The sequence below is a fragment of the Alteromonas sp. LOR genome (genome assembly GCF_000753865.1).
GTDB lineage: Bacteria > Pseudomonadota > Gammaproteobacteria > Enterobacterales > Alteromonadaceae > Alteromonas.
Genome location: NZ_JQFW01000028.1, coordinates 93594 through 109402 on the forward strand (window position 1 = coordinate 93594; position 15809 = coordinate 109402).

General features: G+C 43.3%; 12 protein-coding genes. 8 read left to right on the forward strand and 4 right to left on the reverse strand.

The features are described 5' to 3' along the window. The first annotated feature begins 131 nt into the window (after window positions 1–131). The 3 genes from JV36_RS0110855 (at window position 132) to JV36_RS0110865 (ending at window position 2136) form a co-directional block, all read left to right on the forward strand. The gene (locus tag JV36_RS0110855; protein WP_032096936.1) at window positions 132–707 is read left to right on the forward strand and encodes an LON peptidase substrate-binding domain-containing protein; all 576 of its coding nucleotides are present in this window, start codon (window positions 132–134) and stop codon (window positions 705–707) included. 126 nt (window positions 708–833) lie between these two features. Beyond that, complete coding sequence (locus tag JV36_RS0110860) at window positions 834–1445, forward strand: sigma-70 family RNA polymerase sigma factor (protein WP_032096937.1); 612 nt, start codon at window positions 834–836, stop codon at window positions 1443–1445. Continuing rightward, window positions 1438–2136, forward strand: coding sequence for a ChrR family anti-sigma-E factor (locus JV36_RS0110865; protein WP_032096938.1), 699 nt, complete (start codon window positions 1438–1440; stop codon window positions 2134–2136). The genes JV36_RS0110860 and JV36_RS0110865 overlap by 8 nt, the downstream gene beginning before the upstream one ends. A gap of 81 nt (window positions 2137–2217) precedes the next feature. Here JV36_RS0110865 and JV36_RS0110870 read toward each other — a convergent pair whose 3' ends face one another. Then, window positions 2218–2985, reverse strand: coding sequence for an outer membrane protein assembly factor BamD (locus JV36_RS0110870; protein ID WP_032096939.1), 768 nt, complete (start codon window positions 2983–2985; stop codon window positions 2218–2220). 185 nt (window positions 2986–3170) lie between these two features. Here JV36_RS0110870 and rluD point away from each other — a divergent pair, with 185 nt between their 5' ends. From rluD to dld, 4 genes are all read left to right on the forward strand, one after another. After that, window positions 3171–4154, forward strand: coding sequence for a 23S rRNA pseudouridine(1911/1915/1917) synthase RluD (gene rluD / locus JV36_RS0110875; RefSeq protein WP_032096962.1), 984 nt, complete (start codon window positions 3171–3173; stop codon window positions 4152–4154). A 4-nt stretch (window positions 4155–4158) separates the two neighbouring features. Further along, the gene (gene pgeF, locus JV36_RS19095; protein ID WP_034331607.1) at window positions 4159–5034 is read left to right on the forward strand and encodes a peptidoglycan editing factor PgeF; all 876 of its coding nucleotides are present in this window, start codon (window positions 4159–4161) and stop codon (window positions 5032–5034) included. Window positions 5035–5133: 99 nt separating this feature from the next. After that, window positions 5134–7710, forward strand: coding sequence for an ATP-dependent chaperone ClpB (gene clpB, locus JV36_RS0110885; protein WP_032096940.1), 2577 nt, complete (start codon window positions 5134–5136; stop codon window positions 7708–7710). 174 nt (window positions 7711–7884) lie between these two features. After that, window positions 7885–9588 carry a D-lactate dehydrogenase gene (dld, locus tag JV36_RS0110890; RefSeq protein ID WP_032096941.1) on the forward strand — a complete coding sequence of 568 codons (1704 nt, stop codon included), beginning with the start codon at window positions 7885–7887 and terminating at the stop codon, window positions 9586–9588. 115 nt (window positions 9589–9703) lie between these two features. Here dld and prsT read toward each other — a convergent pair whose 3' ends face one another. The 3 genes from prsT to xdp1 (JV36_RS0110905) all read right to left on the reverse strand — a co-directional run bounded on the left by prsT (window position 9704) and on the right by xdp1 (JV36_RS0110905) (window position 14518). Further along, entirely contained in the window at window positions 9704–12517 is a 2814-nt protein-coding gene (gene prsT, locus JV36_RS0110895; protein ID WP_032096942.1) for an XrtA/PEP-CTERM system TPR-repeat protein PrsT, read from the reverse strand. A 102-nt stretch (window positions 12518–12619) separates the two neighbouring features. Continuing rightward, a complete protein-coding gene (gene xdp1 / locus JV36_RS0110900) occupies window positions 12620–13459 on the reverse strand; it encodes an exosortase-dependent surface protein XDP1 (protein WP_052010268.1) in 840 nt (279 codons plus the stop codon). Window positions 13460–13627: 168 nt separating this feature from the next. After that, complete coding sequence (gene xdp1 / locus JV36_RS0110905) at window positions 13628–14518, reverse strand: exosortase-dependent surface protein XDP1 (RefSeq protein WP_032096943.1); 891 nt, start codon at window positions 14516–14518, stop codon at window positions 13628–13630. A 222-nt stretch (window positions 14519–14740) separates the two neighbouring features. Between xdp1 (JV36_RS0110905) and pssA the strand changes: the two genes are divergently transcribed. Continuing rightward, window positions 14741–15550: a CDP-diacylglycerol--serine O-phosphatidyltransferase gene (gene pssA / locus JV36_RS0110910; RefSeq protein WP_032096944.1), complete on the forward strand. Its 810-nt coding sequence runs from the start codon at window positions 14741–14743 to the stop codon at window positions 15548–15550. Window positions 15551–15809 lie beyond the last annotated feature (259 nt).

The window sequence follows — 15809 nt, forward strand, 5'->3', positions numbered from 1 at the left end:
AAATTATAAACATTACCGCTTCTGCTAGAGATTAGATCAAGAGTAAAAAAGGCAGTGTGAAAATATTTCTCATATGGATCCAATTCATACCCACTACCGTAACTCTTTATGTATTCTTGGAAGTGTGGTGTATGAGTAATAATCGTTTTCCCTTATTCCCATTGTCTGCCCATCTGTTACCAGAAGGTAGAATGGCGTTACGAATTTTTGAGCCCAGATATGTGCGCATGGTTAAAGAGGCATGCGCCGAAAACAAAGGGTTTGTTATGTGTATGTTAAATGCCAACGGCGATAAGTCGGCGAATGAACATATACATAAAATAGGTACGTACGCCACGGTGGTCGACTTTGATATGCTTGATGATGGCTTGCTTGGCATAAAGGTTGCTGGTTCTCACCTAGTTGAGGTCGAAGACATTGCTGTCGAGCATGATGAATTGAGAACGGGAGTGTGTAATCCCATCGATTCATGGAATTGTGACCTATCAACTCAACAAATAGCGCCTATGGACGAGCGACTTAAAGAAATATTCGGAAATTATGAAGAGTTAGCATCGTTATACGATGAGCCGAAATTTGATAGCCCGAATTGGGTATTAAATAGATGGCTAGAACTATTACCGGTAGACGGTTCGCAAAAGCAGCATTTTCTTGAACAACGAGAATGCACTAACCTGCTAAAGTATCTGTCTACATTAATAGGTTAATGCGTCATTTGAACAACATGACAGCTTCATTACAAAATCGTAACGCGCAAAGTGCGATTTCTCCGAACGTTTTAAGTCAAAAAGCCGTAGTATGATGCAACCAAAACGGAAAAGCGGACGAATATTATGTTAGTTGGAATTCCATTGGAACAAAGCAATAGCACAATCAAACCAAAAGAATGTGCTACCGAAATGTCTGAATACCTTGTAGCGGTTGCTGACGCTCGCTGTAAACGCTCATTTTCTCGAGTTTTTAATTATTTTGCACCTCGCCTTCGCTCTTACGCATTAAAACAAATGGGTAACGAGGCTTTAGCGATGGAGCTAGTACAAGACACAATGTCTAATGTGTGGCAAAAAGCCCACCTTTTCAATGCTGAAAAGGGGTCGCCATCTACATGGATATTTACAATTGCACGAAACATACGTTTCGATATGCTGCGCAAGCTACAAAACAGAAAAGAAGACGTATGCTCTGATGATTTGTGGCCAGTATTATGTGAACAAACTGCTGATTTAAACGAAGCGCCCCTTGACGAGCAAGTCACGCTCGAGCAAATAGGGTATATGTTTGAAGCGTTACCGGTTAAACAAAAAGCAGTAATTGAAGCTATCTATATAGATGGCAAATCTCAGCAAGAAGTTGCAAACGAACTATCTATTCCATTAGGTACAGTGAAGTCGAGAACTCGACTAGCACTTCAACGTTTAAAAGGTATGCTGAACGACAATGATTAAGTTTCACCCAAGTCCTCAACAGATTACAGAATTCGTTGAGGGCAGTCTTACGCCAGCTGTATCGCTATTGGTGTCTGCACACTGTGATATGTGTGAGCAGTGTCAAATGCGAATTGAAAGCGAAACTGAAAGCCTTGCGGCTAACATGGTGTTAGAAATAGAAGAAAGTTTTGACGAATCTGCTCAGTTTGGCGATATGTTGTCTCAAATAACGCAGGCACCGTCGTCAATAGAATCTGATGCTAGAACGTCTAAAGAGACGAGCAGCTTCAAAGAGAAGTCGGTAACAATTGAGCTAGACGGTCGTACCTTTAAATTACCACGTACACTGCATCGCTATATCGACAAAACGGGCAATTGGTCCAGTTTGGTCGGAAAGCTTTGGCAAGCACCTGTTGATTTAGGTAATCAAGGTGTGGCTAACTTTATCTTTATGGGCAGCGGCGGAAGCGTCCCTGAGCATACCCACAGAGGTACTGAGTACACGTTGGTTATCGACGGTGAATTTAGTGATGGTTTAGCTAATTACGATACTGGCGATTTCATTTTTATGGATGGCAACAAGACCCACACCCCTAAGTCGGACACGAAGGAAGGGTGTTTGGTTTTCAGCATTGTGGATCAGCCACTACACTTCACGTCAGGTTTGGCTCGGTTGCTCAACCCGTTCAGTCATCTGTTCTTCAGATAGGCTAGAAAAAGTCCCAACAAATAAAAAACGCACCGAAGGTGCGTTTTTTTTTGCTTTGAATTGGTGGATGTTGCAACCTTATCAGCTGATAAAGTCGCTTTCTGGGAAGTTTAGCTTTAACGTCTTCATTGCGTTTAAACGCAAGTCATCCAATCCAAGTTGTTCATAACTCGACACCATTATCTCAAGGGCATCCTTTACCTGAGTTGTATCAGGAAAGTGTTCAATGACATACCGACCGCGATTCGCTGCTGCTACGTAAGCCTGGCGGCGCATGTAGAAACGAGCAATAGCAATTTCATATCTGGCTAGTCTGTCTTTAATATGCAGCATACGCTTTTTAGCATCAGGAGCGTATTTACTGTTTGGGTATTGCTCAATTAGCCGTCTGAAATCTTCAAATGCTTGACGAGATTTTGATGGGTCTCTGTCCGAGCGGTCTATTGTCAGCAGCTCTTGAAAAAGATTGCTGTCTGATTCCATATTCGTTAGCCCGCGCATATAGTACGCGTAATCTACATCTGAATGATTAGGGTTAAGGCGAATAAAGCGGTCAACTGTAGCCAATGTTTCGTCAATTTTACCCGACTTGTAATAACTATAGATAAGATCGAGTTGAACCTGGTGAGACAATGGGCCAAAAGGATAGCGAGAGTCTAGTGCGCTAAGCGTTTGGGCAGCGGCGCTAAAATTGCCCACTTCCATGCTTTCAGAAGCTCTGTCGTAAAGTTGTTGTGCACCCATGTTTGCAAGTACAATTTTTTCCTCTTCAGATTCTGAAGAGCTGCAACCTGTTAAGGTCACCATAGCACCTAGGAAAACTGGCGCTAAAAGACGAAATGATTTCATAATAATTCTATATTCCTGCTAAACAGTTTTAATACTTCGCTGTCTACGCTCATGTGTTAAACAACAACACGTTGCCCGCATTCTAACGTACTAACGATGAGAAAAACCATACAAATTCGCAAACAACGCAGTGTACAGGGTGAATACTTGTTATAATACCCTTTTTACACGCAATGTTAGGTGTTATGACGCAAGTGCCAAACACAATTCAATTAGAGGCTTCAACACAAGCCGCCCATTTTGGTTTACGTTTAGATCAGGCTTTGGCCGATTTGTTCCCTGAATATTCACGTTCAAAGTTAAAAACTTGGATTCAGGATGGCAACGTTGCAGTAAATGGCGAGGTTATCACGGTTCCACGCCATAAAATGCAAATAGACGAAGTTATTACCGTTCGCGCAGAAATGGATGTTCAGGTAACAAGTGTCGCTCAAGATATCGCTCTGAACATCGTTTTTGAAGATGAGCATATTATGGTGATAAATAAACCTGCAGACTTAGTCGTTCATCCGGGAGCCGGAAATCCAAGCGGTACCGTGCTTAACGCGCTGCTTAACCACGTGCCCGACATCGATCGCGTTCCACGTGCAGGTATTGTTCACCGCCTTGATAAGGACACAACGGGCCTGATGGTTGTTGCGAAGACCGTACCAGCGCAAACCCATTTAGTTGACCAGCTTCAGCGTCGAGAGATGAGTAGGGAATACGAAGCAATTGCAATGGGTACTATGGTTGCTGGTGGTGTGGTGGATGAACCTATTGGCCGTCATGCAACTAAGCGCACGCACATGGCGGTAAGAGAAGATGGTAAACCCGCAATTACTCACTTTAGAGTGATTGAAAAGTTTCGAGCCTACACACACATCCGCTTAAAACTAGAGACAGGTAGAACTCATCAAATTCGCGTACATATGGCGCATTTGAAGCATCCTTTGTTAGGAGATCAAACTTACGGTGGGCGCCCTCGATTACCAAAAGGCGCATCTGAAAGCTTTATCGATGCATTGAGAGGTTTCCAGCGACAGGCTCTTCACGCGGCACAGCTTTCGTTTTTCCATCCTGAAAGCGAAGAATGGATGACGTACAAAGCACCGTTGCCCAACGATATGCAGTCGCTATTAGAAGCGGTTAGACAGGATACAAAAGACAATCCGGAAGACATGATTTAGCCACATGTCATCCGCTGAGCGTTTCATCATTCAAGAGTGCTTTCCCGATAATGTAGTGGCATATACATCTACTCGATGTGGCGGTGTTAGCAATAAATCTCTAGTAGATAGCAGCGCCCAAGTAGGGAGAGCTATTCAAGGTAGAGCTACTCAAGGTAAAGCTACTCAAGGTAAAGCTATTCAGGGTAAAAGTGCTCAGGATAAAACGGCTCAAGATATAACTGCTCAAGAAAATTCGGGCACAAGAGACTATTTGGGGCTCAACGTAGGGGCGCATGTGGGCGATGACATTATCAGCGTCCGCGAAAATCGCGCGCGCTTGCCACACAGTGATAAGATAACATGGTTGGAGCAAGTACATGGCAACACAGTTGTCACGCTTCCCACGCCATTTATTGAAGCTGATGCCTCATTCTCTTCACGTTCAGCGCATTTTTGTGCGGTGATGACAGCAGACTGCGTGCCGGTATTGATAAGCGATAATAGAGGAAGGGAAGTTGCAGCTATCCATGCCGGGTGGAAGGGACTGGAAGCCACTATTATTGCTAATGCCCTAACGCACTTTTCTACAGACCCGTCACAACTCATTGCGTGGATTGGCCCTGCCATTTGTGGACAGTGTTACGAGGTTAACGAAACGCTGGCCAACAAATTCTCTTATTACAAAAACTGCGTAACGCCAAATAAGCAAGCGGGTAAGTACCTGTTAGACCTGCCTCACATAGCGAATCAGCAGTTAACACACCTTGGTATTAAACACGTCGAGCTAAGTCATTATTGTACCTATTGCCGCAGCGATTTGTTTTATTCCCATCGAAAAGCCACGCACAGCAATTACGAGGCTACAGGTCGAATTGTAAGTGTGATTGGCTTGCGCTAAATCAAGTTTTTCATCATCTTTATCATTACTCACTTGAATCGTCATTCATAAGCTCCCATAAATAGAATATAAAGAAATATTCATTTTAAGGTTGAGGTTATGAGATTAGATAGATTTACCAGTAAATTTCAGCTCGCTATATCCGATGCTCAATCACTCGCATTGGGTCGAGATCACCAATATATAGAACCTGTTCACCTAATGACGGCCATGCTTAATCAGCAAGGCGGTTCGATACGAACATTGCTTGATCAAGCAAAAGTTAACGTTAACGCGCTGCGCTCAGCGTTAAGTCAAGCTATCGAGAGGCTACCTCGTATTGAGGGGATTGGCGGCGAAGTTCAGCTTGGAAAAGACAGCGTTATTCTGCTCAATATGTGCGACAAGATTGCACAGCAGCGTAAAGACGACTACATCACTTCTGAAATTTTTGTTGTTGCCGCCATAGACGATAAAGGTCGACTCGGTGAAATTTTAAGAAGCCTTAACGTGACCAAAGATATCGTAGAGGCAGCAATTGATGATATGCGCGGCGGTCAAACAGTTACCGATCCTAACGCAGAAGATGTTCGTCAAGCACTGGAAAAATATACCACTGACCTAACAGAAAGGGCAGAGCAGGGCAAACTTGACCCAGTCATCGGCAGAGACGATGAAATTCGCCGCACTGTTCAAGTGTTGCAGCGTCGTACAAAGAATAATCCGGTATTAATTGGTGAGCCAGGTGTGGGTAAAACGGCAATTGTCGAAGGCCTTGCACAGCGAATAATTAACGGCGAAGTTCCCGAAGGGCTTAAGAATAAACGAGTTCTGTCTTTAGACATGGGAGCACTGATTGCTGGCGCTAAGTACCGCGGTGAATTTGAAGAACGTTTAAAAGCGGTTCTTAATGAACTGTCTAAGGAAGAGGGACGAGTTATCCTCTTTATTGATGAGCTTCATACCATGGTTGGAGCCGGTAAAGGCGATGGCGCCATGGATGCAGGTAATATGCTTAAACCTGCGCTCGCTCGCGGGGAACTTCATTGTGTGGGAGCGACCACTCTCAATGAGTATCGTCAATACATAGAAAAAGATGCAGCATTAGAGCGCAGATTCCAAAAGGTATTAGTGGAAGAGCCAAGTGTCGAAGACACTATTGCTATATTGCGTGGCCTTAAAGAGCGTTACGAGCTCCATCACTCTGTTGATATTACCGACCCTGCTATCGTAGCGGCTGCAAGTTTGTCTCATCGCTATATAAGCGACAGACAGCTACCTGATAAAGCCATCGATTTAATTGACGAAGCCGCATCAAGTATTCGACTTCAAATAGATTCTAAGCCTGAAGATATGGACAGGCTTGAGCGTCGAATCATTCAACTAAAGTTAGAAGAACAAGCGTTGGCTAAAGAGACGGACGATGCCAGTCATAAGCGCTTAGAAATGATAGAGCTTGAACGTGAGCAGGCGGAAACTAAATATGCGGCATTTGAAAAAGTTTGGCTTGATGAAAAAGACGCCATGCAGGGCACACAGACAATCAAGTCTGAACTAGAGCAAGCCAAGTTAGATTTAGAAATTGCCCGTCGAGCGTCAGACCTTAACCGTATGTCAGAACTTCAATACGGCCGTATTCCTGAGCTTGAAGCTAAATTAGAGCTCGCGGCCGAAAACGAAACCCTTGAAACTAAGCTGGTCAAAAACAAAGTAACAGATAACGAGATTGCAGACGTACTTTCTAAATGGACAGGTATCCCTGTCTCTAAAATGTTAGAAGGCGAGCGAGATAAGTTATTGCGCATGGAAGACGTACTTCACAAGCGTGTTGTTGGCCAAGAAGAAGCTGTACATTCGGTTTCAAATGCTATTCGTCGTTCTCGTGCCGGCTTGGCCGATCCCAACCGGCCAATAGGCTCATTTTTGTTCTTAGGGCCTACTGGTGTGGGCAAAACAGAACTCTGTAAAACGCTGGCTGGTTTTATGTTTGATACCGAAGACGCCATGATCAGAATAGATATGTCTGAATTTATGGAAAAGCATTCGGTTTCTCGCCTAGTCGGTGCACCTCCTGGTTATGTTGGCTATGAAGAAGGTGGCTATTTAACCGAAGCCGTCCGCCGTAAGCCTTATTCAGTCATACTTTTAGATGAAGTGGAGAAAGCTCATCCTGATGTATTTAATATTCTGCTTCAAGTGCTTGATGATGGTCGACTAACAGATGGCCAAGGTCGTACGGTAGATTTTAAAAATACCGTAGTGATCATGACGTCTAATCTTGGTTCAGACGTCATTCAAGATAAGCACGATGAAAGCCAGTACGATGAAATGAAGTCGATGGTGATGAATGTGGTGGGCCAGCACTTCCGCCCTGAGTTTATAAACCGTGTTGATGACATTGTTGTGTTTCATCCCTTGGGCAAAGAGCAGATAAAGGCGATTGCAAAAATACAGCTTGCATCATTAAGAGCGAGGCTTGCAGAGAAAGGGTATAAGCTCACCCTTACTGGCCGCGCAATGGACAAGCTAGCCGAAGCTGGTTTCGACCCTATCTTTGGGGCAAGGCCGCTCAAACGGGCGATTCAAATTCAAATAGAGAACCCGTTAGCGCAGCAATTGCTTTCAGGAGAGTTAGAGCCAGAGTCTACGGTTAAAATAGATGCCAACGATGAAAAATTGTTTATTGTGAATGAATAGGCAGCCGAACTTTTATTGAGTTAATGCTTTAAAAAAACAGCTAAGCTAGCGCGGTAAACAACGAGCGGGTGTTGGTTAAACACCCGCTTTTTTGTGTCCGTATTTAATGGGCATCTTTGTGCTGAGGCGGTAGTATAGGAATTCATAAACAATGAAAGTGAAAAAAGAGCGGCAGTGAAAATAAACAGTATTATTGAACAGTTTCAACGTGCGTTAGGTAGTGACAGCGTGTCTGTTAATAGCAAAGCTACCGAGCACTACAGAACGGGATGGCGTTCAGGCGGCGGTAATGCTATCGCCGTTCTTTTCCCTAAAACGCTTATGGAATATTGGGAAGCCCTTACGATTTGCGTAGCCGAAAATTGCATTATTATCATTCAGGCGGCAAACACGGGGCTTACCGAAGGGTCTACGCCAAGTGGCAGTGATTACGATAGACCTGTGGTCGTCATCAACACATTAGCGATGAACGATATCGTTCTCATTAATAATGGTCAGCAAGCCATCAGCTTTCCTGGTGCTACTCTACACAAGCTTGAAAAGAAATTAGCACCAATGGGGCGGGCGCCACACTCTGTCATTGGTTCTTCATGTTTAGGAGCCTCAATAGTTGGGGGAATAGCCAATAATTCAGGCGGTGCACTGGTTAAGCGCGGCCCTGCGTATACTGAGCTATCGCTTTACGCCCATGTAGATAACAATGGCAAACTGGGGCTGGTCAATCATCTGGGCATTGAATTGGGTGACACGCCAGAAGACATAATTGCAAACCTTTCATCGGGCAATTTTGCGAAAGATAAAATACGGACTGATAAAAAAGCATCGGCCAGTGATTATGAAGAGATAGTACGAAATACTCACGCCGATACGCCTAGCCGCTTTAACGCAGACCCATCTCGTTTATTCGAGGCCAGCGGCTGCGCTGGCAAAATAGCCATTTTCGCTGTTGTTGTTGATACTTTTGAAGTACCTCAAGAAGAGCAAACCTTCTATATTGGCACTAATGATCCGTCGGTGTTAACGCAAATCAGACGGGACATGTTAGCTCAGTTCTCGCAACTTCCCGAAGTGGGGGAGTATTTGCATAGAGATATGTTCAACATTGCAGAAAAGTATGGAAAAGACACCTGCCTGTGTATTCATCACTTAGGTACAGCAGCACTTCCCAAATTATTTGCCGCTAAAGGCCGCATTGATGCGCTGCTTCGTCGTTCAACAGTGTTTCCTAACCATTTAACCGACAAAGCAATGCAGCTGGCGGGTGGTCTTTTTCCTCGGTTTTTACCTAACTCTTTAACCCAATTTCGAGACCAGTACGAACACCATCTTATTCTTAAAATGAGTAATCAAGGAATAGAGGAAGCGAAGCGGTACTTAGGTAATCTTTTTGATACAGAGAAGAGAGAAGGTGCATTTATTATTTGCAATAAAGAGGAAGCGTCGAAAGCCTTCTTGTTGCGATTTGCTGCTGCAGGCGCAGCCATGCGTTATCAAACTCTTAATGAAGATAACGTGGGAGAAGTATTAGCCCTTGATATTGCACTTAGGCGCAACGATGAAAGCTGGCTAGAAACGTTACCTGAACACATAAGTCGGCATATCGATAAAGCCTTATACTACGGCCACTTTTTTTGCCATGTCTTTCACCAAGACTATGTGCTGAAAAGGGGGGCCGATGCTAAGAAAGTTAAGGCTGACATGCTAGCGCTGCTTGATAATCGCGGAGCGAAGTACCCAGCTGAGCATAATGTGGGTCATTTATATGATGCAGAGGATACGTTACAACGCTTTTATCAAGAATTAGACCCCACGAATACGTTTAACCCGGGGATTGGCAATATGGACAAGCACGCCCGTAACTGCGCTTGTTGCGGGTAGTGCTTGTTATATTTTTCCCTTAAATCGAGTGGCTCTTAATAGAACTTTTTTAAGCCAAGCCAAGTCAAGCCAAAGAGCTAAGGCGAGAGCTGAAAAGCGCGTAATCAGCGTTCTATTATAAACTCTCTAACAGTGCCTTGGCTTTAGGGCGCATGAAAAATGGGCGCTCTACATTTACCGCGTATTCCAACTCTTTTTTCGCTTCATCGATACGACCTAACTTGGCAAGGGTAAACCCAAGGTGATAGCGAATGTTTGGATCCTTTGCGTCTCTAGCAAAAGCGTCTCGCAACATTTGTAAGCTTTGTTCATAATCACCCCGCAGTGCTTTTATATGGCCGTAGGTATTTAAAATACTTGCTGAGTTTGGTTGTAGCTCATAGGCTTTTTGCGCATAGTTTCTCGCGGTCACCAGCGACGCTTCTATACTCATTATCGCTAATCGATTGTAAGCTTCAGCTGGGTTTAAAAGGTTAGGCTCTTTGACGAGTTCTTCATAGAGAGCCGTCGACTCCTCAAAATCACGAATAAAAAACAGATACTGCGCTAGTAAATTTTTGGCCAGTAAGTTATTAGCATTTTCTTCGACCATCTTACGTGCCGTGTTTAGAAAAACATCGACAAATTGTTCGTTAAGAGCATAGTTATAAATAGCGATAAACGCTTGGGCAAAACTTGGATCAATTGCTAATGCGCGCTTATAGGCGTTCACTGCGGACTCGCTTTTACCTAGGTTAGCATTAAGCCTACCCGTTAAAAAATGATAGACCGGACTCTGTTGCTGCTCTTTAGATATACTGCCAAGTAATCGTTTTGCTTTGTCATTGCTTTGCAAATCTAACAATAAGCTGGCATAGCGTAAGGTCACAAATGTATTGTTGTTGGCAATTTCATAGGCTCTTGCCATTGCAGCCTCTGCTGCTTCATTGTTACCTATAGCGCGAACCTGCTCCATATAAGTGATTAACTTACCGGCATCGTCGTTGATAAAGTTGCGGACAATACTCAGTGTTTTCTCTGCATCAGCTCGCTCGCTGGTTTGTATTTGTAAGGCAGCCTTGCGAAGCAGGTAGTCGGCATTATCAAAGTCGTCTTTTAGCAGAAGATCTAAATGATACAGCGCACTTTTGGTGTCGCCTTGCTGTTGGTATAAAGATGAAACTCGTTCTCTTGCCGCCATGTTTGATGGTGATAGCGTAAGAATATCCAGATAAATTTGTTTGGCGTTATCTAACTCACCCTCTTTTGACAGGTTAAATGCTTTTAGCATCAATGTTTCATTGTGCTGTGGGGATAGCGTCAATAGCTCTTCGATAAGCTCATTAGACTGCTCAACATTGCCTAATCTACTCTGCGTGGCGGCTAAATTAAATTTCGCTGGGAATAACGTAGGATTTTGTTCCAGCGCTTTTTCAATATTGGTTTTTGCTTCTTCCAGAAGTCCCTGACGGATTAAAATGCCGGCCTTCAAGTTATACACTTCAGCTTCATCCGGAAATAGGGCACCAAGAAGTTCTGCGCCACTAAGTGCTTTCTCAAATTTTTCGGCTTGTAAGTTCATTAGTGAGTAAGTAAATAAGAAGCCTGCGTTGTCACGGTACGCAGGTAGATTGTCTTCTAATATAGAAAGTGCTTCTTCTCGTTTGCCCCTTGCGGCCATCAGCTTAATTTTGAAAAGCTGTAACTTGCCTTCGTTGGGATATTTATACTCTAAGTTTTGCAATAAACGTTCTGCTTTAAACGCTTTGTTTTGGCTTATAAAAAGATTGCCAAGCATAAGCGCTGAATCGGGGTCTTCCATAAGTGCTTCTTGATGGCGTTCAAGAAGCAGTAGTGCTTGCTTATCCTGCTGCGTGGCCATATAAACTTGACTAAGCATCAATACTGCTTGCAGATCGTCAGGCTCTTTTTGCAGATAAGTGGTGAAATCCTTAGCTGCGGTTTCCATATTATTATTGAAAAAATTAGTCAGCCCACTGATATACAACAGCATTGGCTGCGAGGTAATAAGGTCTGGGTCTAACTGCGCCATAAACTCATTGAGTTCTTTTAGCTTTTCATTGTCTATTGCCTGTTTGTTGTCTCTACTTTGTAGCCAGCTATTGAGCAGAATGGCAAGAGGATCATTCGGTGTATCTTCGATAATCTCGTCAACAAACAGTTTAGCGGTGTCGTAGTCTTTAGCTTCTAAGTAAAGGTCTACAAGATTGCGCAGAGCAATTGGATCGTCCCGATTAAAGGTTAACGCTTTTTGTAAGTGCGCAGTTGCGGCATCTTTATCGCCCTGACGATAAGCGAGTTGGCCTTTCAATCGCCACGTTATAGCGTTTTTTGGCTCTACATCCATAGCTCTGTTGATGAGCGTTGACGCCTTAGTTAAATCTTCGTTTTGAAGAGCAATGGAGGCTAAACCATTTATCGCAGGCACAAAGTTGGGGGCGCGAGATAAGAGTGCGTTGTAATCTTTAAGCGCACAGGCTTCATCTTCCAAACGAATGCATGCCGTGGCGCGAATAAGCAGCCATTCTTGCTCAGAGTCCCCAGAGAGTTTATCAAGTTCACTAAAATCGACGATATCTTGGTATTTGTTCAAAAACAGCCAGGTATTTCCTAGGGGCTCAGCGACTAAATTGATATCAGCACCCATTTCTAGTGCTTCAACAAACTCTAGTTCTGCTGCGGTAAGGTAACCATTAATAAGTAGGATTTCTCCCATCAGAATTTTAGCGGCTAAATTTTCAGGGTCTTTTTGAAGGCTATTTTTAAGGTGTATATAGGCTTCGTCATACTCACTTTGATTGAACGCAGTTAACGCCTTCTCGTAATCCTCTGATGTTGTGGCAAAACCGTTCACTGTGAAAAAAGAGGTGGCGATGACAGAGAAGAGAGCGCGTTTAACAAAGCGCTTTTTATTATTAAACAAGTTCATAGTTACCTTTGGGTTTGCCTTACTCAAGCATAAAAATAGCATAAAAAAAGGTGGCCAAAGCCACCTTCTAAAGATACGTGTTTTTTAACTGTTTTAAAACAATTAAGCGCGACGTTTGCGTCTGTAAAGCACTAAACCCAAACCTAAGCTCATTAGAGCAAGAGCGCCTGGCTCGCTGACTTCGGTTGTTGTAGTAGGTGTATTATCTACAGAAAATCCAAGTGCAGATAATTTAAACCCAGAACCAGATATTTCAGTTTCGCTTGTTGTCGGGTCAAAGAAAGTGTTATACGCACCCACCAACCAATATTTGGCTTCAGTGAACGTAGTAGGGTAGGTTACCGAGTAATTTCCTTTACCATTTGTACTTGATGATATTTTAGTATGAAACACAGAAGTGATTGCATCTGAACTCGCAATGTCAGTCCAAGTTGTCTGTTTCGAGCTGGTGGCTTTAAAGATATCTGCGCTATCGAACCCAACAACAGTGAGTTGTTTTTCGTCTCCTGCACCCTTTAAGAATTTGAACGATGTGTCTGTAAGAGTCACTTCTTCGCTAAAAGAGAAAAGGACCATATCAAAATCGAATTTCCAGTCACCTCGATTGTTGTCAATAGTATGCCAGTCTTCCAAGCCATTACCGTGGTCTTTGTTCGTCATTGCGTAACCATAGTCCGCTCCTGAGTAATCAAGCCCGTTTTGCTGAATCACTCTGTCGTCATCATCATTATCAGAGTGATTGGTATCTGCCCAGGTTGAATAGGAGACAAATATGTCTGAGCCATTAACTTGAATCGCACTTGAGTTCGCGTCAATCGATCTGTATACCCCCTGACTGATCATGTCGTAGCGATATTCTTCGATGTGTGAGTCGGTGGCTGATACAAGCGTTGGAGAGCTTAGCAGAATCCCTGCTATTAATACTGAATTCAATTTATTCATTGATGAGACTACCCTGATGGTGGAGCAAAAATTTTTTATACTACTATGCTTGAATAAGCATATTCTATGCCAGGGCGTATATTGCTGAATATATTAGCTTTAATTTATTTTAGGAAATATTACGTAAAAAAAACTGACAAGTCGAACCTGCCAGTTTTATTCTAAAGTCTAAATACGGGATGCCTTACGTTTTCTACGCCACATAACAAGCAATCCTGATCCTAAGAGCAGTCCCGCAGCACTGGGTTCACTTACGGCTGTCGTTTCAGTAGTGGAAGGGGAGTCATTAACAGAGAAGCCTACGCCGGTCAGCTTAAACGCATCATCGTAAGAGTTGCCGCCAATATCTCCAAACACTGTGTTGTAAGCACCGACTAGCCAATATTTAGCGGAGGCACTCAAGCCAAATTCTGACGTATATTTGAAGTGCGAGTCGGAAGTATCATATTTTATAATGTCATACGATGACGAAACAGCGTTACTGACAATATCGCTCCAAGTGTTCGAACCAGAAGATAATGTATCTATATCGTCGAGAGCAGCAACTGATACCTGCGAATCATTTTGATTGTACACCCAAGAATAACTTGCTCCCGTAAGTGATACCGCTTCGTCGAATGAAAACAGAACAAAGTCGAAGTCTTGCCAATTTCCGTTTTTCGTATTGATATTGTCGATTGCGTGATCTGGAGAGTTTCTTGACGATTCCCAGTCGCTATTCGTTACACCATATCCATAGTAATTAGAAATTTTATAGCTATCTGCACCTACAACGATATCATCATTATACCCATAGGTATCAGACCAACCACTGATTGCGACGTTAACTCCGCCAATGGAAATTTTAGACGATGACGCGTTAGTACTTTCAAATGTCCCGTGATCCACTAAATTGTAAACATTCTCTCCTAAAGGAGAGTTACATTCACCTGAAACCCCTTTTGAAGTACTACTGCAATGTGAATAATTTTTGTTTTTGTGATTTCCTGCCATTGCAGCATTTGTTGCCAGCAGGCCTGTCGTGAGGATAGACACCTTTATTATCGAACTTAACCGCATTTCAATTTTCCTATATAAATTGATAGGGACAAGTTCTCTCTGCGCTTCGCGCGAGGAACTTCAACATGGTTTGTTTATATTAGATGTATCAAGTTGATTGTTCGGTATGCGTTCGCATACTCTGTTATCTGCAATTTAATCGCCTGCGATTTCTCTATTCCTATGCGCGGCGTGATATATATGAAATAATTAACAAATAAGTAAGCTAAATTATGAGGACCTATGTCTGAACAAAAGCGTAAAGGGATATACTTACTTCCCAATTTACTAACTACTGCGGGTCTGTTTTCGGGCTTCTTTGCGGTTGTATCATCTATGAATGGTCGATTCGAAGCTGCAGCGGTCGCTATCTTTATTGCCATGATATTTGACGGTTTAGATGGCCGAGTAGCAAGGATGACAAACACGCAAAGCGATTTTGGAGCCGAATACGACTCTATGGCTGATATGGTGTCATTTGGTATGGCGCCTGCATTAGTTGCTTACAATTGGGGATTAACTGAATTAGGAAAACTAGGTTGGCTTGCCGCATTTGTCTATGTCGCTGGTGCTGCCTTAAGGCTAGCGCGATTTAATACGCAGGTGGGTATTGCAGACAAACGGTTTTTCCAAGGTTTAGCAAGTCCAGCAGCGGCTGCGGTAGTATCGGGCTTGGTATGGGTTGGTGTTGAATACGACGTTGTCGGTAGCGACTATGGCTATGTTGTTGCTGCCGTTACCGGTCTAGCTGGGTTATTAATGGTGAGTAACTTTAAATATAACTCGTTCAAAGAAGTGAATTGGCACGGCAAGGTACCTTTCGTTGCACTATTGTTAGTGCTGCTTATATTTGTTGTGGTAGCAACAGAGCCAGCGTTGGTTCTCTTTATAGTGTTTGCGCTCTATGCACTCGCTGGTCCAATCAATACATTTAGAACGGTAGATAAAGTTACCTTAGATGATGTTGTTGGTGACCATGAAGAAGATGCCGACTTTAAAAATGAGTCTAGCAATACGAATACTCAGTCTAACGATGACGATAAGGTTACATAGACGGGCGATGTGTTTGGCGCAGTGAAAGCCGTGAAAACGTCACGGTTTGTGTTAAACATAGATGAACGGTTATCGTTATTGACAATAAATAGACAAAAAGATTAAAAAGCGACCACTTGGTCGCTTTTTTGCTTTTTATTTTAAGAAGGCTATTGACGGCGGGCTAGAGATAAGTAAAATGCGCATCCGCTTCGGGGGAAAAGCAAAACGACTTACCCAGCTCTTAGCAAGAGAAGCAAGTCATTACTAACCTCTAAGG